Here is a 17,910-nt window from a genome sequence, read left to right on the forward strand (position 1 = left end):
AGCGTGTCTCGCCTGAACCGCCGAGGACCTTCAAATGACGAACGCCACGCTTACGATCAGCAGCAAGAACTATTCGTCGTGGTCGCTACGAGGCTGGCTGCTCACCAAATTCAGCGGGCTGCCGTTCGAAGAGTTCGTGATGCCGGTGGACGATCCCGGCGCGCGGGCAGAACTGTTGCTGCTGTCGCCGTCCATTCTCGTTCCGTGCCTGGTCCACGACGGCATCAAGGTATGGGACACGCTTGCGATTGCAGAGTACCTGAACGAGGTGCGCCCGAAAGCAGGGTTGTTGCCTGCCGACCGGCGCATGCGCGCGCACTGTCGTTCCATTTGCGGAGAAATGCATTCGGGTTTCGCTTCGTTGCGCTCGGCGTTGCCGATGAATATAAAGGCGCACTTCCCGAACTTCACGATCTGGGCACGCGCCCAGACGGATATCGAGCGCATTACGGCAATCTGGCTTGAATGCCTCAAGCAATACGACGGCCCTTATCTGTTCGGAGCGCTTAGTGCGGCCGACGCAATGTTCGCACCGGTCGTCACGCGCTTTGTCACCTACGACGTCAAGCTCGAGCCGGAGATTGTCGCCTATTCGCAGCGCATTCTCGCGTTGCCGGAGATGCAGCGATGGATAGCGGATGCGCAGCAGGAGGTCGAGGAGATCGACGAGCTTGACGCCGAGTTTTAGGGCTCCCTCAACTGGCCAGCTTCCTGAAGGTTTCCAGCACGGCTTCCCCTTTGAACGGCTTGACGATCCAGCCCTTGACGCCGGCGGCCTTGCCGCGCTCTTTCATGGCGGGGCTGCTTTCCGTGGTCAGCATGATGATGTTGACCGTGGTGTTCACGAGTTCGCCGCGGATTTTTTCGACCATGGTCAGGCCGTCCATGTTGGGCATGTTGACGTCGCTGATCACCAGCTTGATCCCGGGACTCGACTTCATCTTCGACAGGCCGTCTTTTCCATCGACGGCGGTATCCACATCCAGCCCGTTCTTTCTCAAGAAACCGGCGACCTCGTCGCGTACCGTGCTGGAGTCATCGACAACAAGAATTTTCGACATGATTTTTCCTCTAAGGAATCAGAACAGATCCAGTTCGCCCGCTTCAACCACGGCGCCGATATCTTTCGCGACTTCGCTGAAGTCCTCGGGCGACCAGCTCAGGTTGAAGATGAAGCGTTGATGGAGTTTTACCGTATGGCCCGACAGTTCGTCGGTCAGGTGATACATGAAACACAACTGCGGGTTCGCGGTGCCGAACGAGATGTACTTCTGCTTGTGATTGACCACCAGCGGCACTTGTACCTGACTGCGCGCGAGCGCGTCGGCGTCGCCCATGTAGCGGTTCTTGAATGAGCCCCAGATCAGGTTGGTGATCTCGCCCAGCAGGCTGTTGAGGTCGCGGAAGCCGGCGGGACCGTCGCACATCTCGTGCCGTTCAAGCAGGTCGAGGACAGGCTGCTCTTCGGCCTGCATCATCATGTAACCGCGGTACCAGGTGCTCTCGAGCGGAATCAGGCTGAACACTTCACCGAAGATGATCCGGTCCCGCACGATGCACGGCGTGTCCCAGGTGATGGTGACGTTCTTGAACAGGCTGCTCAGCATTGACTCCGTGATCTCCAGTATCCCGCGCACCAGCGCGTTCGGATAAGCCAGGCTGAAGATGTATTCGTCAATGACCTTGCGCAATGGCGCCATGTCCTCGGCCAGGTAGGCGGCGCACAAGACGCGGCGCAGGCCGTCCGGCAATCCGTCGAACGTCGGACTCGAATCGCGGCGGATGATGATGGGCAGTTCGGGCCGCACGGTGTTGATCTTGATCGCGATCTCGGCGCTCTCTTCCAGCGAGCCGCCGTAGCTTTCGGAGAAGAGGATGGCGCCCAGGTCTATGTTCGATCGCAGCACGGACAGCAAGCGATTCTTGCGTACCTTCAGGCCGACCAGATTGTGTTCGTCGCAGAAGCGCTTGATCGCATTCGCATGCACCGGGGAATCATCGAGGACCAGCACTTTGCTGACTGGCTTGTTCTCGTTCAAATCGCTTGTCATCATGGTGTTTGCGCCAAATTAGAACAACTCGAGCTCGCCGCTGGTTTCTTCGACGGCCGTCATGTCGGCCACGAAATCGATGGGCGCATGCGCGCACACACAGACTGTCGCGGCAAGCCGGACGGCTCCGTTGATGGTGATCGCGTACGACGAAAGATAGTCAGGCTCCAGGCCTTCAAGGTGGGGCAGGCAGCGGGCGCTGAGCACATATGGTGTCGACATGCCCAGATCCTGGAAATACCGCAGCAGGTCCTGATTCACCGCTCCGCAGCAAAGATTGCAGACTTCCAGAAGCACGTCCTGAAGTGACACGTCGCCGGTTTGCCTGGCGAAGTAATCGCGCGTGCTGGTGTCGTCGTCGAAATGAAAAACCAGCAGCAGCCGGAACAGGATGGACGAGATAGTCAGGATGATGACGTTGGCGTCGGGCCGCGTGCTGTCAGAGGCGTGCGTCAGCGGGACGATCTCGCACGTATCGTCCGGTTGTTGCGGGAGTCTCGAGCGCGCCGCTTTGAAGAGGATGCTTTCGATACCGGCTTGTGCGTTGCTACTGATCATTTCGATGCCTGGTGGAGCCTTGCCTGGAATTGATCGGCAAGCACCTCGACGCTGCCAAGCGACGCGGTGATCATCTTCCCGCCAGCCTGGATGTCCTGGAACGTCGCGGTTGTTGTCAGGTCATTGCGGTGCAGGCTGTCCCGGTAGCTCCTCGACAGTTCTTCCGAACGCGCCGCGAGTGCTCGCACTTCGCTGGCCACCACGGCAAATCCACGTCCCGCGTTGCCCGCACGTGCGGCTTCAATGGACGCGTTCAACGAAACAATCACCACATGCTTGACGATGGAAGACAGCTCGTGATTTTTCGCATGCATGTCCTGGTTCTGCGTCATCAGCGAAATCATCTGCTCGTGCCACCGTTCGAATGTAGCCGCGAGACTCTTGAGCCGCGATGCTTCGCCGGCAATCCGTTTCGCCTGGTCGAGCAGTTGCTCCTTGTCTTCAAGGGCCGCTGCCAGCGCCGCACGATCCTCGCCCGCACTCTTCGATTGCCGGGCAAGATCCTCGCTCAGCCGGGCAATTGAAGATTCCAGCTGCCGGGTCTTTTGCTCCGCCTCATTGATCGAGGCGCTTTGCCGCGCGTTGGTTTGCGTTAGCGTCCTGATCTTGCCGTGCGCTTCGGATTGCAGCCGGTCCAGGGTTCGTGCGTTATCCCACTTGTGCAAGAGCACGGCCAGGATGGCCGTCGCCACGGCCCCTGCCATTGCTGCCAACAGATACTGTTCCATCACAATCAATCCTTCCGGGGTTCAACCGATGCGCTTCTGCTTGGGTTCGTGGCGAGTGCTAGGCTGAAACTTCGTCGGCCTCGCGTTGTGCCCGCGCTCCGCTGCCGTCTACGGCGACGTTGTCCGGCAAGCAAACAACCGTTTCGAAGCGGCGGAATTCCGCACCCGCACGATCATCGGCAAAGCGCAGCTTGATGCTGCCGTCTTTGCGCTTGAGAAAGTCGCGGACCGCGTCCATGCCCACGCCACGGCCCGACACTTCCGTGACCTGCTCAGCCGTCGAGAAGCCCGGGCGGAAGATGAGGTCGGCAATCTCTTCGTCGCTGGTCTTGTCGTCGCTGCCAATCCAGCCGCGCTCGATTGCGATGGTGCGGATCCGCCCCAGGGCGAGGCCGCGGCCGTCGTCTTTCAGCGCAATGCGGACCGTGTCTTCCTCGAGACTCATGTCGATATCGATCGTGCCGACCGCTGTCTTTCCTTGCGCCACGCGTGCCCCGGCCGTCTCGATGCCGTGGTCCATCGAATTGCGCAGCAGATGCATGAACACGGTTTTCAACACACCGCTGGCGTGACTATGCAACCGGGTGTCGTTGTCGTGAATACGCACCACGGGCGCTTCCTTGCCCAGTTCCTTTGCGAGCGAGGGGAGCGAGTCGAGGACACCGGAGAGCACTTGACCAAGACTCTCGGTCCCGAGCAGGCGCAAGGTCTGATGCAACGCATCGCGCATCTCGATCAGGTCGCCGGGAGTGCCCACATTCATGGCTTCGAGCTGACGCAGGCTTTCCTGAATATGCTCGATATCGATTGTCAGGTACCGTTGTGCGTCACTGCCCTGGCCAGGTCCCTTGCGTCCCAGGCTGACCTCGTTGATCTCGGCGTAACTCTCGACCACTTGCCGTACGCGAGCCAGTTCCTGTGCAAGGCTTTCCTGATCCCAGGTCCGCTGTGCGTCGGGCTTGCGCAGTTCGTCGTAGCTTTGCTCGGTCTCGTGAACGATATCGGTCAGGTACTGGAGGCTGTAGGTGCGCGCGTTGCCCTTGATCGTGTGCATGTTGCGGAACAGTTCGGCAATGGCCGCGCCGTTCGCCTGGCGGTGCTCGCGAATGATCCGTTCGTTCTCGCTGATAAAGGTGGTTGAACTCTCGATGAAGTGGTGGAACTTCTCCTGGTTGATCGCGAGGATTTCACCGATCATTTCCAGCCTGCGTTTCTGCTCGGTCGTTTCCGCGGCCAGTGCGCGCAACTCGGTGACGTCGCGCACGCACAGCATCAGGCGCACGATAGTGCCGGTTTCGTCGGTGATGGCGGACCAGCTCAGGTCAAGAATTTTCACGCGGCCGTCGGGCATGCGCTTCGCGGTTTCATGCACCAGCAGGTGCTGATTGAACTCGAAGTTGATGCTGTCTTCGCCCAGGCATGCATGGCTGGCTGCATCTACTTGCGAGAGCACGTCGGCACCAAGATCGGTGTCCGAGAACACCAGGTCCATGAGGCTGCGGCCGGCAATGTCCTTCGTTTCGAAGATTGCTTCAAGATGCGCCGAGTACTCGGCATGGACAACGGCCCCGGACACGACCGTCAGGATGCCCTGCTGCATGTTTTGCAGCATGGCCTGGATGTCCGCGGTCTTCTGCTTCAGCAACGCCGAGTTCTCCTGGATCTTTTCGATCATTCCGTTGAACGCGACAATAGAGTGGCCGATCTCGTCCATCCGTCCCACCGGCACCCGGCGCGTGAAGTCCTGGCTGGAAGCAATCTCGCTCATCATGGCCTGCATGCGGCTAAGCGGTTGCGTGATCTGGCGATAGAGCAGGGAACCGATCAGGCTCAGCAGCACGATGGCGATACCCGTGACAATGGCGATAGCGGTCGTGGTTGTCGCGAGCGTGTGGTTCAACGCTGTGATTGCATCGTCCTTCTCGCGGTTCTTCTCAATGCGAAGCGTCTCGACAATGCCTTCCAGTTCGTCACGATACTGGGCTACGTTGGCAAACAAAAACGCTTGCGCGAGTTCGTTCTTGCCCGCAGCTTTCATCTTTGCCGTGTCATTGATAGCCGAGAAGTAATTCTCGAGGCTGTCGTTAGCCTGGCTTACCAATCCGGCTTGCGCGTGGCTGTGTGCGTTACTTGCCTGGAAGGCGAGTGCCTGCTGCAAGGACGCCTTCTTCGCTTTCAATGCATCCTGTGCCTGGGCGACGACGTTGCCGTCCGGCGCATACACAAGCGTCATGGTGGCAAGTTGCACGTCCTTGACCTGCGAAACCAGGTCGGCGGAAGCCAGCGCGCTGGGCACCACGCCTTCGGTGACTTGCTTGACCTCCGATGCGCTATGCCGCGTCTGGTAGACGGCGTAACCGCCTATCGCGGATAAAGCGACGAACATCAGGATGACCAATAGCGTAATGCGATGACGGATAGTCATTCGAGAAACCCCCGGGCGAAACTGGCGTGTCAAGGCCTGGCCAGGAACAGGCCGGTCTTGTGGAATTAGTGCTTCTTTAAGAGACTCGAATAGTGTTGATTTAATGTTACTAATACGTGACTGCTGAGGAAAAATAACGTTGTTTACCCTACCGGGTCTTACTGGGATTGGGGATTGGGTTATGCTTAATTCTGAAAAATAATTAATACAAAAATAGCTCTAAAGCTTTATAAAATATTGCCGTTAATAGAGGGTTCGCTCGCACTATTTGGCGGGGTCGGATTTAGTTGCGACAGATAAATCCTGGGCCGGCGCTTTGCCGGATACGCCAACGTGGATGCAATTTAAACCGCACATGAAATAGGCTCCGCGCTTGCGGCATCCCCGTGGAGCTATAAGTAAAAGGAATCGCCGCATCAGATATTTTCACTAGACGGGTATCGCTGGATTGAACAGACTTTGTCTCCAATCGCTTCGGCCAGTACACGAAGCCTGAGTACCTCACACAAGAAGCGTCTGAAGGCGCAACACTGGAGGAGACAATGTTCCATCGACCCAAGGTCAGCCGGTCAATCCTCGCGCTCATGTGCGCGATGTCGTTCATCATGTATCTGGACCGGGTGAATCTGTCGGCCGCTGCCGGCGTGATTCGCGATGACCTGCACCTGACCAACACCGACGTCGGCCTCGTCTTCGCCGCCTTTGCGTACACCTATGCGATCTGCCAGGTTATCGGCGGCTGGCTGAGCGATCGTTTCGGCGCGAAAACGACCCTGATCATCTGCGCGTCCATCTGGATCGTCGCCACCGTGGCCACTGGTTTTGCGGGCGGCGTGGTCACGTTGTTCTGTGCACGGATGTTGTTGGGCGTCGGCGAGGGCGCCGCGCTGCCGGCGCAGGCGCGTGCGTTGACGAACTGGTTCCCTGCCGGGAAGCGCGGGTTCGTGCAAGGGCTCACGCACTCGTTCTCGCGTCTCGGCAATGCGCTGACGCCGCCGTTGATCGCGTTGCTGGTGGCGTTCGCATCATGGCGTGCGTCGTTCATCCTGGTCGGCGTGCTGACCGCAATCTGGGTATGCGCCTACGCATGGTATTTCACGGATAACCCGCGCAAACACCGGCACATGACGGCCGAAGAAGCAGTTGGTTTGCCGCCCGAAGGCAAGGTCGTGGTTGAAAAAACTCACGCGCCGGTTCCGTGGCGGCGCTTGCTCAAGCGCATTGGCCCAACCATGATTGTCTACTTCTGCTACGGCTGGACCGGCTGGCTGTTCTTCACGTGGCTGCCAACGTTTTTCATGCATGGCCGTGGGCTCGACCTGAAGAGCTCCGCGCTGTTTTCAGCAGGCGTGTTCCTCTCGGGCGTGGTCGGCAATACGGCGGGCGGCGTGCTGAGCGACCGCATCCTGAAGCGCACGGGCAACGTGGTGGCGGCACGGCGTAACGTGATCATCGGCGCGTTTCTTGGCGCGCTCGTGTTCCTTGCGCCTGCGCTGTTCGTTAAGTCGCTGCCGGTCATGGCGGCGAGCATGAGCCTGTCGTTCTTCTTCCTCGAGATGACTATCGGACCCATCTGGGCCGTGCCGATGGACATTACGCCCAAGCACGTCGGCATTGCGAGCGGCCTGGTGAATGCGGGCTCCGCGGTAGCGGGTATCTTCTCGCCGATCGTATTTGGTTACGTCGTGGATCACACCGGAAGCTGGACGTTGCCGTTCGCCGGCTCGGTCGGCCTGCTCGCTATCGGCATTGTGATGACGTTCTTCATGCGCCCGGACATAGCGCTGGATAACAGCGCCGATCACGATGATGAAACCCGCCACGGACTCAAGCTGGCGGACCGCCTTGGTCACTGAGCGGCCGCGCCGCCGCTCCGGATCACATCGATCACGAGTTGGGTCGCCGGCCTGATCCGGCGGTTCTTTCGAAGAATCAGCCCGTACGGTGCGAGCCTTCCGCGCAATGGCGTTGGCAGCGAGGTCATGGTCTTCAGCGCGACGTAGTACTGCGCGACCGAACTGGGCAGCACCGCCAGCATGTCCGAGTCGCGCAACAACGAGAGCGTGGTGAGGATCGACGAGGTTTCTACCGTGCTGACAGGCGGCGCCACGCGCGACTCGCGAAAGGTCTGGTCAATGATCTGGCGCATCGGGCTGGGATGCGGCTGCACGATCCAAGGATACTGCGCCAGCTCCGCAAGCTTGGGCCGCGCGGTGGCGTTCGCGGCAGGATGACCGGGCCGCACGACAATCGATAGAGCCTCTTCCGACAAGGTCTCGAAACTCAGGTCGAGTGCAGGAAAACCATCGGGAATCCGCCCGATCATGATATCGAGCTGATCTTGCTGCAATGCCTGCACGAGCACATCGCTGGTATCGATCTGCACGGAAATCTGCAGGCGCGGATGCGCCTCTTTCAGCGTCACAATGGCGTGAGTCAGCAGTTCAGGCGCGGGCGCCATCACCGCGCCAATACGCACCTTGCCAATATCGCCGGCCTCGATCGCGGCCAGTTCGTCGCGCAATTCATCGAGGTCTTCAAACACCACGCGCGCATATCGCATCACCGCTTCGCCGAAGATGGTCGGCTCCATGCCGCGCGCGTGCCGTACGAACAGCGACACGCCCACGGTGTCCTCCAGCTCCTGCAGCGCCTTGGTTGCGGCGGGCTGGGTCATCGCGAGTTCGTCGGCGGCGCGCCGGAGCGATTCGGTTTCCGAGAGCGCCACCATGAGTTGCAGGTGGCGCAGACGCAAGCGTTTGCGGATGGTGGATGCGGGCGCGATCATGCGAGCGATAACTCCAGGGAATAGAGCGATGCGATTAATTCAATAGTCAGTTATCGCGTAGTTTCGCACACTAGCGCTATTCAACGACACGCACAAAAACCCTCGATTTAGCGGGCCGAATGAGCCGAATGAGCCGAGACCGAGCCGCGTGCCATAAAACTCAGGAGACGAATCAATGATCGCGACCCGCGATACGGCGCTCGACAGCGCCATTGGCCGAGCACGTTCGAGGCCGCTGTCATTCCGGGTTCTGATGTATGTCCTGGCCTTCATCGACCGTGCCAACCTCGGGTTCGTGAAGAGCGTCCTGCGGGCCGGCACGGGCCTGAGCGAGCCATTAAGTCATTAACTTGTTCAAGGAGAGTCAGACCATGAAAATCAAGCATATCCGTACGCGCGTCTTTGAATGGAAAGGCAAGGTCGTGCCGCCGCAGGCGCATTTCTGCACCAACGCCGTGGACATTCTCTACGAGCGCGGCGACGCGATGGGTTCGTTCCGCTTCCACGGCTGGCTCGTGGTGGAAGTGGAGTGTGACGACGGCACTATCGGCATTGGCAACTGTGCGCTCGCGCCACGCATTGCGAAGCAGATCGTCGATGAATATCTCGCCCCGATCGCCATTGGCGAAGACCCGTTCGACAACGAATACATCTGGCAGAAGATGTACCGCCGCACCCACGCGTGGGGCCGCAAGGGGATTGGCATGGCCGCGATCTCGGCGGTGGACATTGCACTGTGGGACATCATGGGCAAGGCCGTGAACAAGCCGGTATTCAAGCTGCTGGGCGGGCGCACGAAAGAGAAGATCTGGTGTTATGCATCAAAGCTCTATAACAACGACGACCACGATGTGTTCCTGGCCGAAGCACAGGGTTATCTCGACCAGGGTTTCACCGCGATGAAGATGCGCTTCGGCTACGGTCCGAAGGACGGACCCAAGGGCATGGCGAAGAATCTGGAGCAGGTACGGCTGCTGCGCGAACTGGCCGGTGACGACATTGACATCATGGTCGAATGCTACATGGGCTGGACGCTCGAATACGCGCGCCGTATGTTGCCGCGCCTGGTGGAATTCAATCCGCGCTGGATCGAGGAGCCGGTGATTGGCGACGACATGGAGGGATATCAGGAACTGAAGAAGATGAACATCATTCCTGTGTCCGGCGGCGAACATGAGTTCACGAGCTATGGCTTCAAGGACCTGCTGGAACGCCGCGCGGTGGACGTGATCCAGTACGACACCAATCGCGTGGGCGGCATCACTGCAGCGCGCAAGATCAATGCAATGGCGGAAGCGTGGTCGGTGCCGGTGATTCCGCACGCTGGCCAGATGCATAACTATCACCTGACCATGTCGAGCACGGCGAGCCCCATGTCCGAGTTTTTCCCGGTGTTCGACGTTGAAGTGGGCAACGAATTGTTCTACTACATCTTCGAAGGCGAGCCGCAACCGGAGAACGGTTTCCTGCAACTCTCGGACGAGACGCCAGGACTCGGCATTACCCTGAGCGACAAGTATCTCGACGACTTCAACATCATCGAGTGAAGCCATAATTACCATAAGACCCGGAGACAGCCATGCAAAGCCGTATCGAAGCGCGGGATCCACCGCGGGGAATGGCGCAGGCAGAGCGCGCAACCAGTGTGCGCTGGCGCATCTTCGGCGTGGTGTTCCTCATCACGCTGATCAACCTGGTGGACCGGATCTCGCTGTCCATCGCGATGCCGACCATAGCGAAGGAATTCGCGCTGTCGCCGGCCATGCAGGGGCTGATCCTCTCCAGCTTCTTCTGGTCGTATGCGCTGCTGCAGATTCCCGGCGGCTGGCTTATCGACCGCTTCGGGCCGCGTCGCGTGGTGGCAGCCGCCACCTTGTTATGGGGTGCGTTCCAGACCCTGCTAGGGGTGGCGTCAGGCGGCCTCTCGATGCTGTTGTTGCGGGTCGGCCTCGGCGCGGCTGAAGCGCCGCTCTTCCCGGCCGGCGGCAAGCTCAACGCGCTGTGGTTGTCGCGTCATGAACGGGCGCGCGGCGCGGTACTGATGGATGCAGGATCGCCGCTTGGCGCAGCCATTGGCGGCCTTGCGATCTCGAACTTGATCCTCGTATTCGGGTCGTGGCGCATGGCGTTCATCGTGGCGGGGCTGGTGACCGTCGGCTGCGGCTGGCTCGCGTGGCACTATCTCCGCGATGATCCGGCGAAGCATCCCGGCGTGAACGCCACCGAACTCGAGCACATCAGCGGCGGTGCCGTTCCACTTGCGAAGGTCGCGTTCGGCGCCGCCGATGAACTGCCGTTTCCGGCACGCTCGGCAGTGGCCATGTGCGTCGGACGCCTGAGCTGGGCGATGATCTTCTTCGGGCTTCTCACGTGGGGACCGAGCTATCTCGCGCAGGCGCGCGGGCTGAGTCTTCAGCAGATCGGCACGTCGACGTTCTTCATCTTCCTGTCGGGCGCACTGGGCTCGCTCTCGGGAGGTTTTCTCTGCGACGCGCTGGCACCCGCGGCCTGGCGCGTGGCAAAGTAGTGAAGGGCATGATCGCGTTGTCGGGCTTGACGACGCTCGGCGTGCTGGCCGCGTTGCCTTCGATCTCATCGGCACCGGAGGCAGTCGTGGTGCTATGCGTGGCCGCATTTTTCCTGATGTGGGGGAGCCTCTACTGGAGCTTGCTGTCGCTGCTCGCCAGTCCCCGGCGGGTGGGTTTGCTGGGCGCGTTGATGAATTGCGCGGGCAGTGCAGGCGGTATTTCGATTCCGCTGATCACCGGCTTCATCCTGCAGCGCACGGGTTCGTTCGACATTGTCCTGCAGTTCTACAGCGCCTGTGCGCTGGTTTATATCATCGGCTCGATCGCTATCGATCTGCGCCGCACTCATTGAACATACGGTGAAACGCATGACACCTCGTATTGCAGTATTGCTTGGCGACCCTGCCGGAATTGGCCCCGAACTTATCGCGCGCTTGCTCGCCAAACCCGAGAACCGGGCGCGGGCCGACCTGCTCATCATTGGCGACCGGCGTGAGTTCGAGACCGGCATGGAGATAGCGGGGCAGCGTTTCGACTACACCGTCGTGGACAACGAACAGGCCGCCGCGACAGGGACAGGCAAACCCTCGCTGATCGACTTTCGCTTGCCCGGCGACGCTCCGTACGAGCGTGCCGTCTCGACGGAGCGGGGTGGGCGTTACAGCCTCGAAGCATTCAAGCAGGCGCTGGTGCTGACAAAAGCGAACCGTACGCAGGGCATGCTGTTCGCGCCGGTCAACAAGACCTCGCTGCATATGGCCGGCATGCAGACCGGCGACGAGATGGAGTGGTTCGCGCAGCAGCTTGGCTACACCGGCGCGTTCTGCGAGTTCAACGTGCTCGACGAACTGTGGACCTCGCGCGTGACCTCGCATATCGCGCTCAAGGACGTGAGCGCGAAGCTTTCGGCCGAGCGGATCATCGGCGCGGTGCGGCTGATTCACGACGGCCTCAAGCGTGCGGGCAACCCGGCGCCGCGTATTGCGGTGTGCGGTTTCAATCCGCATAACGGCGACAACGGCGCGTTCGGCCGCGAGGAGATCGACGTGATCGCGCCGGCCGTGGACGAAGCGCGCAAGCTCGGGTATGACGCTCAGGGACCGTTCCCGGCCGACACCATCTTCGTGCGTGCACGGGACCAGAAAGCGTTCGATGGCGTGGTCACCATGTATCACGACCAAGGCCAGATCGCGATGAAGCTGATGGGCTTCTGGCGCGGCGTCACGGTGCATGGCGGCCTGCCGGTGCCGATCGCGACCCCGGCGCACGGCACGGCTTTCGATATCCACGGCAAGGGCCGCGCGGACGCAGGCGCAACGCAGAAGGCGTTCGATATCGTCACGCAAATGGCGCTCGCCCGCATGGGTGACGAAAATGTCCACGGCCATTGATTTGATGGGCGAGCGCTTCCTGCAAAGCGGCGACAACGCCGACTTGCCGATTGTCGATGCGCATCATCACTTCTGGGACCTCCAGCGCAACTATCATCCGTGGCTGCGTGATCTCCCGCGCATTCCGTTTCGCTATGGCGACTACGAAGCGATCTGCCGCGACTTCCTGCCGGAGGATTATTTCGCGCTGGACGCGCCGCATCACGTAGTGAAGACCGTCATGATGGAAGGCGAGTGGGACCCGCGTGATCCGGTTGGCGAAGCACACTGGGCAACTACGCTGAACGCACGCTGCGGTTTTCCGAATGCGATGGCCGGGCAGGTCTGGCTCGACCGCGACGACGTGGCAGACGTGCTCCACGAATACAAGTCGATGCCGCTGGTGCGCAGCGTGCGGCACAAGCCCGTGGCGGTGCCGCGCAGCGAGCATACGGCGACGTTCGCCGCGCCCGGGTCCATGCGTTGCGACCGATGGCGCGCAGGGTATGCGCTACTCGCGGCCAGCGGGCTCATGTTCGAACTGCAGACGCCATGGTGGCACTTCACAGAAGCCGTGGAACTCGCGCGGGATTTCCCCGGCGTGACGATCATCGTGAACCATACGGGGTTGCCCGCGGACCGGAGCGTTGAAGGCTTGCGAGCGTGGCGGACCGCGCTTGCAGAGCTTGCCGGGTGCGCAAACGTCAGGCTCAAGATATCCGGAATCGGCGAGCGAGGCGTGCGTTGGAGTGTCGAACGGAATGGTCCTGTGGTGTGGGACGCGATCGAAATCTTCGGCGTTGAACGATGTATGTTCGCGAGCAATTTCCCTGTGGACAGCGTAGTGGTGAAACTGGATACACTGTTCGCCGGTTTCAAGTCGATGGTCGCAGACTTGAAGCCGCTCCAGCGCCTGGCTCTGTTTCACGACAACGCCACCACGTTGTACGGGCTATGAAGTTCTCGATATCGCTAGCCGAGGAGATTGCTAGCGGATAACAAGCGCTGTCACTGTGCTCAGGCAGCGCTTGCAGTCAAACGATTCATACAGAGGAAGCGTTGACGTCGGCATGCACGTTCATTTCCAAGAAGCTGACGAGGAAGCACTACGGCACTACCTACGCTCGAAGAGCGCGTGGCCGCTTGGGTGTATTCGTTGTGCTCTCTGTGGAATCCGGCATCTGGACACGATGAGGACCGTCCGACGTGCGAACGATCAGTTCCGGCGCCCAGATCTCTTGGAGGTCCCGGGGTGACTTGCCCGCAAGACGCGCGAGCAGCATTTCCGCCATCCGCTTGCCGGCGCGGTGCGTCTCAGCAGAAAAGGTTGTCAACGCAGGCTGTACGTAACGCCCGATTGGATGATTGTCTCCTCCAATCACACCCACATCACGCCCCGCCATTTTTCCCGTCTCCGCAATACCGCGCATCACGCCCAATGCGATCAAGTCGTGACCACATACAACGGCTGTAGGAGGGTCCGGGAGTTGCAGCAGCAGACGAGCGGCTTCTGCTCCGCCTTCCTCGGATATCGCGGCTTCGACACAGAGGGTCTTGTCGAATTTAATGCCTGCGGCGCGCAATGCTTCCGCATAGCCCAAGTGTTCGAGGTGGCTGAACATCAGGTATTCGGGGGCATGGACGAGGGCAATTCGACGATGACCCAGTGCGATAAATCGTGCACACCCCGAGCGGCCCACGACCTGATGATCGATATCGACATAGGAGTATTCGTCAGACGTCTCGCTTCTGCCGAACGCGACAAACGGAATGTCGTTCTCCAGAAGGTAAGCGATGCGCTCGTCTTGCCGCCGTGTGCGGCCGAAGAGCAGTGCATCAACGCGCTGGCGTTCTATGAGGCGCTTGAATACGTCAATCTCGGTTTCCACGCTTCGCGCGGAAGCGACGATAACCTGTAAGCCGCTGTTATCCATCGCATCATTCACACCCATCAACATGTCCAGGAAGAATGGGTGAGCGAATGAGGTTTGCGGGGCCGATACGACGAACGCGATGGTGTCGGCCGATTGCCGGCGCAAGCGGCGCGCGGAGGGATCCGGAGAGAAACCGTGCAGCTCGGCTGCTTCCAGCACGCGCTTGCGCGTAGCCGGGCTGACGTCTTCCCGGCCGTTCAGCGCCTTCGACACAGTGCTGATGGAGAGATTGAGCGTGGCCGCAAATTCCTGAATATTCATTCCGTTTCTTCTTTAAGTCCGCGGTGATCGAGGCATCGAAAACGATTTTCGTCATTCTACGCGATAGGTCATTGGCATCAAGAACCCTGGGCCCGATCCGGCAAATAACGATTTCGGTCACCGCGTCTCCATTGTTCACACGAACTCCTTGGGTCGGTGTTTACCCCTGTGCGACTCCGACGAAATTGTCGCCGCCGTAGATCCTTTCTGGGCCGAAAGCTTGAGGGAGGCGGCTGTCAGGTAGAAGGGAATTGAAATATCCGACAAAAAACGATTTCGGAAATATTTTTGACGTTGCTTGAATTTGCGAAATTGGGCTGCTATCTTTCAATCGAAATCGTTTTCGGTAAAATCAACGAAGACTTCCGAATGCCAGGAAATGGGGTTGCCGCGAGGATGCACCGGGCGCAACAGGCTGACTCCGGTTTCGTGCAGTGGGTCAGGTTGTTTCTTCCGTGTGATCGCCTGAAAGCTTCCGGCGAACGCATGACGGGCACGATAAACGCCGTCCACGTTCATTTGGCGGTGGGCAAAGAGAGATTAATTAGTATATCTATTTAACGGTGAAAATTTTGATCGAATCTATCTTGACCCCGAAAGCACCTTTGCCACGTGGGCACTATGCCCAGGCAACCAAGGCAAATGGTTTTGTTTTCGTGTCGGGGCAGCTGCCCCTGACAACCGATGACAACGTCGTCCTTGCGCAAGGACTGGAAGCGCAGGTTTACCAGGCGCTTGCCAACGTGCGCGAGGTACTTCTGGCAGCGGGAACCGACGTAGGAAGTCTTGTGAGCGTACAGATATATGTTTCCGACATTGAGATCTGGCCGCGCGTGAACGAGCTTTACAAGCAGTTCATTGGGGATCCGGCACCGGCTAGAACCGTCGTGCAATGTGGGCAGTTGCACTACGGCGCGCAGGTGGAAATTAGTGCGGTTGCTCTTTGCGGCGACGCTCGCTAAAGCAGATTGAATCAAGAGCGAATGGCTGGTGCTGTCCCCAAGATGCCGCTGTTAGAAATGGCTCTGTGCATGAGGACTGTCTCATCCAGGGTATTCCAGAGAGGAGCTAAAAATGAAGGTGTTTGATTGGTATCGAGCAGCCGCCCCGGCAGAACGGCGGACGTTCTGGGGATGCTTTTCCGGCTGGACCCTGGATAGCTTTGACAATCAGGTGTTGGCGTTTCTTTTGCCCACCCTGATGGCGGCGTGGCATTTTTCCAGGACCGAGGCTGGTCTGATTGCAACTTCGTCTTTGCTCGCCGCCGCGATTGGCGGATGGGTCTCGGGCATCCTGAGCGATCGCCACGGGCGGGTACGCGTGCTAACCGGGTCCATCATCTGGTTTACGGCTTTCAGCATCTTTGCCGGTCTGGCAAACTCATATCACCAGTTGCTGGTCGTGCGAGCGCTGCAGGGTTTGGGGTTCGGCGCAGAGTGGGCGGTCGGGGCCGCCCTGATGGCGGAGGTGATCAACCCGGCGCATCGGGGCAAAGCGCTCGGTCTGGTCCAGAGCGGATTCTCTGTTGGCTGGGCGCTTGCCGCCGTCATTACCGGCGTGCTTGTGGCGTATCTTCCTTCATCGATTGCGTGGAGGTCGGCCTTCTGGGTCGGCGTTATTCCCGCGCTTGTCGTACTGCTGATCCGGCGATATATCCCGGAACCCGAGTTGTTCCGCGAGATGAAAAAGGCGACGGGCGGTGCGACGGTGGCGACCTGGCGCTCATCGCTTCGCAAAGACGTCCGGCGTTCGAGTCTTCTCGCCGCGCTCCTCGTGACAGGGCTGCAAGGCAGCAGCTACGCCATCATGATCTGGTTGCCTACAATGCTGGTTCAGGTTCGCCACTTGCCAGCGTCGTCTGTAGCGGTGATGGCGGCAATGATGAGCGTTGGCTCGTTCATCGGCCAGGTAAGCTTCGCTTACCTCAACGACTCGCTTGGGCGCCGGATCACCGCAATAGCGTTTTGTCTCTGCTCGGTGTTCCTCACCGGTCTTTATCTCCTCATCCCCATGGACGCGTGGCTGCTGGCAATCCTGGGACTCCCTGTTGGCATAAGCATCAATGGTTCATTTGCGGGAATTGGACCCATGTTGTCGGAGTTGTTCCCGACTCAGATACGAACGACCTGCATGGGGTTTTCGTACAACGTTGGCAAGTCGCTTGGCGCGCTGAGCGTTGCGCTGGTCGGCGCAGTGGCCGAGCATATAGGCCTGTTGGGGTCGATCGCGCTGTTCTGCTTCGTTGGCTATTTCTGTGCGCTGCTTGCGTTGGCGTTCTTGCCGGAGACGGGCGGTCGCGATCTCGCGAGTATCCCGTCCAGCGAGGATCCCTATGATCCAGAGGATTTTCTGAAGCAGGCTAGTCCTATCCGGAGATAGCGTCCTGAGTCGTTAGTCTCGTTCCAGGGACTGCATATATTGATTCGGGTAACTAATTACATGGAAAGCGGCTTTACCAGTTTATGCCGGTTTTACATTTGTGCACGTTGAAACATTGGAGGCACGCATGAGTAGTGAATCAGGGGGCGATGTACTGGATTGCGGCCCGGCTGTCGATTTTTACGATCCCTCTGAAGGTCACGGCCTGCCACACGATCCGTTCAAGGCGATTGTGGCGCCGCGCCTGATCGGCTGGATATCGACATGCTCGTCAAGCGGGCGGTTGAATCTCGCGCCTTACAGCTTCTTCGGCGCATTTGCGGCGTTCCCGCCGATCATCGGTTTTTGCAGCGAAGGCCGCAAGGACAGCCTTCGCAACATCGAGGAAACGCGCGAATTCGTCTGGAATCTTGCGACGCATCCGCTTGCCGAACAGATGAACCGTACGTCGGCGCCAGTTCCGCCGGATGTCGACGAGTTTCAACTGACGGGCCTTACGCCTGTGGCGGGGCGCAATGTATTGGTGCCGCGTGTTGGCGAGTCACCTGCGGCGCTTGAGTGCAAGCTGCTGCAGGTCGTGCATCTGCACGACCTGCACGGCAAGCCAACGGACAACTGGCTCGCGCTTGGTCAGGTAGTGGGCGTGCACATCCAGAAGGCGTATCTGAAGGACGGTCTCTTTGATACGCACGCCGCCCAGCCGATCATGCGTGCGGGCTATCGCGGCGACTACGCGGAGATAGGCGAGATATTTGAAATGATTCGCCCGGCATCCTGAACTTCGATTGACCAGGGTCCGCCAGGCCCGGATGAGCGCTTAAAGATTACTCGCCGATTCGATCAAATTCCCGATTGCTTGTAAAACACCGAAAACGTTTTAGTAAAGGT

The 17,910-nt window shown here is 59.4% G+C and carries 18 protein-coding genes and 1 pseudogene; 11 read left to right on the forward strand and 8 right to left on the reverse strand.

Features of this window, described 5'->3' with window-relative positions; all coding sequences use genetic code 11:
* The first annotated feature begins 34 nt into the window (after positions 1-34).
* On the forward strand, positions 35-688 hold the full coding sequence (locus tag ABH944_RS29990) for a glutathione S-transferase family protein (protein WP_404610895.1): 654 nt from the start codon (positions 35-37) through the stop codon (positions 686-688).
* Positions 689-695: 7 nt separating this feature from the next.
* Here the strand turns inward: ABH944_RS29990 and ABH944_RS29995 are convergent, their stop codons facing one another.
* Genes ABH944_RS29995 through ABH944_RS30015 form a run of 5 tightly spaced genes read right to left on the reverse strand, consistent with a single transcriptional unit; the run spans position 696 to position 5,762 of the window.
* Positions 696-1,061: a response regulator gene (locus ABH944_RS29995; protein WP_404610896.1), complete on the reverse strand. Its 366-nt coding sequence runs from the start codon at positions 1,059-1,061 to the stop codon at positions 696-698.
* Positions 1,062-1,079: 18 nt separating this feature from the next.
* Positions 1,080-2,039 carry a chemotaxis protein CheX gene (locus tag ABH944_RS30000; protein WP_404610946.1) on the reverse strand — a complete coding sequence of 320 codons (960 nt, stop codon included), beginning with the start codon at positions 2,037-2,039 and terminating at the stop codon, positions 1,080-1,082.
* A 30-nt stretch (positions 2,040-2,069) separates the two neighbouring features.
* Positions 2,070-2,609, reverse strand: coding sequence for a hypothetical protein (locus ABH944_RS30005; protein WP_404610897.1), 540 nt, complete (start codon positions 2,607-2,609; stop codon positions 2,070-2,072).
* Complete coding sequence (locus tag ABH944_RS30010) at positions 2,606-3,340, reverse strand: methyl-accepting chemotaxis protein (RefSeq protein WP_404610898.1); 735 nt, start codon at positions 3,338-3,340, stop codon at positions 2,606-2,608. Before ABH944_RS30010 ends, ABH944_RS30005 begins: the two co-directional genes overlap by 4 nt.
* A gap of 55 nt (positions 3,341-3,395) precedes the next feature.
* On the reverse strand, positions 3,396-5,762 hold the full coding sequence (locus ABH944_RS30015) for a HAMP domain-containing protein (protein WP_404610899.1): 2,367 nt from the start codon (positions 5,760-5,762) through the stop codon (positions 3,396-3,398).
* Positions 5,763-6,289: 527 nt separating this feature from the next.
* Here ABH944_RS30015 and ABH944_RS30020 point away from each other — a divergent pair.
* A pseudogene (locus ABH944_RS30020) lies at positions 6,290-7,618 on the forward strand (MFS transporter); the annotation flags it as partial.
* Here the strand turns inward: ABH944_RS30020 and ABH944_RS30025 are convergent.
* On the reverse strand, positions 7,612-8,550 hold the full coding sequence (locus ABH944_RS30025) for a LysR family transcriptional regulator (protein WP_404610900.1): 939 nt from the start codon (positions 8,548-8,550) through the stop codon (positions 7,612-7,614). The pseudogene ABH944_RS30020 and the gene ABH944_RS30025 sit on opposite strands and share 7 nt — an antisense overlap.
* A 175-nt stretch (positions 8,551-8,725) precedes the next feature.
* Between ABH944_RS30025 and ABH944_RS30030 the strand changes: the two genes are divergently transcribed.
* The 6 genes from ABH944_RS30030 to ABH944_RS30055 are packed head-to-tail and all read left to right on the forward strand — an operon-like array spanning position 8,726 to position 13,406.
* On the forward strand, positions 8,726-8,899 hold the full coding sequence (locus ABH944_RS30030; protein ID WP_404610901.1) for a hypothetical protein: 174 nt from the start codon (positions 8,726-8,728) through the stop codon (positions 8,897-8,899).
* 22 nt (positions 8,900-8,921) lie between these two features.
* On the forward strand, positions 8,922-10,097 hold the full coding sequence (locus ABH944_RS30035) for an L-rhamnonate dehydratase (RefSeq protein WP_404610902.1): 1,176 nt from the start codon (positions 8,922-8,924) through the stop codon (positions 10,095-10,097).
* 32 nt (positions 10,098-10,129) lie between these two features.
* On the forward strand, positions 10,130-11,077 hold the full coding sequence (locus ABH944_RS30040) for an MFS transporter (protein WP_404610903.1): 948 nt from the start codon (positions 10,130-10,132) through the stop codon (positions 11,075-11,077).
* A complete protein-coding gene (locus ABH944_RS30045) occupies positions 11,077-11,430 on the forward strand; it encodes an MFS transporter (RefSeq protein ID WP_404610904.1) in 354 nt (117 codons plus the stop codon). The genes ABH944_RS30040 and ABH944_RS30045 overlap by 1 nt, the downstream gene beginning before the upstream one ends.
* 16 nt (positions 11,431-11,446) lie before the next feature.
* Entirely contained in the window at positions 11,447-12,469 is a 1,023-nt protein-coding gene (locus ABH944_RS30050; RefSeq protein ID WP_404610905.1) for a 4-hydroxythreonine-4-phosphate dehydrogenase PdxA, read from the forward strand.
* Positions 12,453-13,406, forward strand: a complete 954-nt coding sequence (locus ABH944_RS30055; RefSeq protein WP_404610906.1) for an amidohydrolase family protein — start codon at positions 12,453-12,455, stop codon at positions 13,404-13,406. Before ABH944_RS30050 ends, ABH944_RS30055 begins: the two co-directional genes overlap by 17 nt.
* A 160-nt stretch (positions 13,407-13,566) precedes the next feature.
* Here the strand turns inward: ABH944_RS30055 and ABH944_RS30060 are convergent, their stop codons facing one another.
* Positions 13,567-14,643 carry a substrate-binding domain-containing protein gene (locus ABH944_RS30060; protein ID WP_404610907.1) on the reverse strand — a complete coding sequence of 359 codons (1,077 nt, stop codon included), beginning with the start codon at positions 14,641-14,643 and terminating at the stop codon, positions 13,567-13,569.
* 327 nt (positions 14,644-14,970) lie between these two features.
* Positions 14,971-15,162, reverse strand: coding sequence for a hypothetical protein (locus tag ABH944_RS30065; RefSeq protein ID WP_404610908.1), 192 nt, complete (start codon positions 15,160-15,162; stop codon positions 14,971-14,973).
* Between the two features lie 44 nt (positions 15,163-15,206).
* On the opposite strand from ABH944_RS30065, the gene ABH944_RS30070 reads away from it, so the two are divergent.
* From ABH944_RS30070 to ABH944_RS30080, 3 genes are all read left to right on the forward strand, one after another.
* Positions 15,207-15,605, forward strand: coding sequence for a RidA family protein (locus ABH944_RS30070; RefSeq protein WP_404610909.1), 399 nt, complete (start codon positions 15,207-15,209; stop codon positions 15,603-15,605).
* Between the two features lie 112 nt (positions 15,606-15,717).
* Positions 15,718-17,022, forward strand: a complete 1,305-nt coding sequence (locus ABH944_RS30075) for an MFS transporter (protein ID WP_404610910.1) — start codon at positions 15,718-15,720, stop codon at positions 17,020-17,022.
* 127 nt (positions 17,023-17,149) lie between these two features.
* Complete coding sequence (locus ABH944_RS30080) at positions 17,150-17,800, forward strand: flavin reductase family protein (RefSeq protein WP_404610911.1); 651 nt, start codon at positions 17,150-17,152, stop codon at positions 17,798-17,800.
* Positions 17,801-17,910: the final 110 nt, after the last annotated feature.

It is taken from the genome of Caballeronia udeis (assembly GCF_044909315.1).
In the GTDB taxonomy this organism is placed as follows: Bacteria; Pseudomonadota; Gammaproteobacteria; order Burkholderiales; family Burkholderiaceae; genus Caballeronia; species Caballeronia udeis_A.

Bases quoted from the DNA above. Each gene is read 5' to 3' on its own strand.
- ABH944_RS29990 (WP_404610895.1), top strand. From the start codon at position 35: ATGACGAACGCCACGCTTACGATCAGCAGCAAGAACTATTCGTCGTGG.
- ABH944_RS29995 (WP_404610896.1), bottom strand. From the start codon at position 1,061: ATGTCGAAAATTCTTGTTGTCGATGACTCCAGCACGGTACGCGACGAG.
- ABH944_RS30005 (WP_404610897.1), bottom strand. From the start codon at position 2,609: ATGATCAGTAGCAACGCACAAGCCGGTATCGAAAGCATCCTCTTCAAA.
- ABH944_RS30015 (WP_404610899.1), bottom strand. From the start codon at position 5,762: ATGACTATCCGTCATCGCATTACGCTATTGGTCATCCTGATGTTCGTC.
- ABH944_RS30025 (WP_404610900.1), bottom strand. From the start codon at position 8,550: ATGATCGCGCCCGCATCCACCATCCGCAAACGCTTGCGTCTGCGCCAC.
- ABH944_RS30030 (WP_404610901.1), top strand. From the start codon at position 8,726: ATGATCGCGACCCGCGATACGGCGCTCGACAGCGCCATTGGCCGAGCA.
- ABH944_RS30035 (WP_404610902.1), top strand. From the start codon at position 8,922: ATGAAAATCAAGCATATCCGTACGCGCGTCTTTGAATGGAAAGGCAAG.
- ABH944_RS30040 (WP_404610903.1), top strand. From the start codon at position 10,130: ATGCAAAGCCGTATCGAAGCGCGGGATCCACCGCGGGGAATGGCGCAG.
- ABH944_RS30050 (WP_404610905.1), top strand. From the start codon at position 11,447: ATGACACCTCGTATTGCAGTATTGCTTGGCGACCCTGCCGGAATTGGC.
- ABH944_RS30055 (WP_404610906.1), top strand. From the start codon at position 12,453: ATGTCCACGGCCATTGATTTGATGGGCGAGCGCTTCCTGCAAAGCGGC.
- ABH944_RS30060 (WP_404610907.1), bottom strand. From the start codon at position 14,643: ATGAATATTCAGGAATTTGCGGCCACGCTCAATCTCTCCATCAGCACT.
- ABH944_RS30065 (WP_404610908.1), bottom strand. From the start codon at position 15,162: ATGAACGTGGACGGCGTTTATCGTGCCCGTCATGCGTTCGCCGGAAGC.
- ABH944_RS30075 (WP_404610910.1), top strand. From the start codon at position 15,718: ATGAAGGTGTTTGATTGGTATCGAGCAGCCGCCCCGGCAGAACGGCGG.
- ABH944_RS30080 (WP_404610911.1), top strand. From the start codon at position 17,150: ATGAGTAGTGAATCAGGGGGCGATGTACTGGATTGCGGCCCGGCTGTC.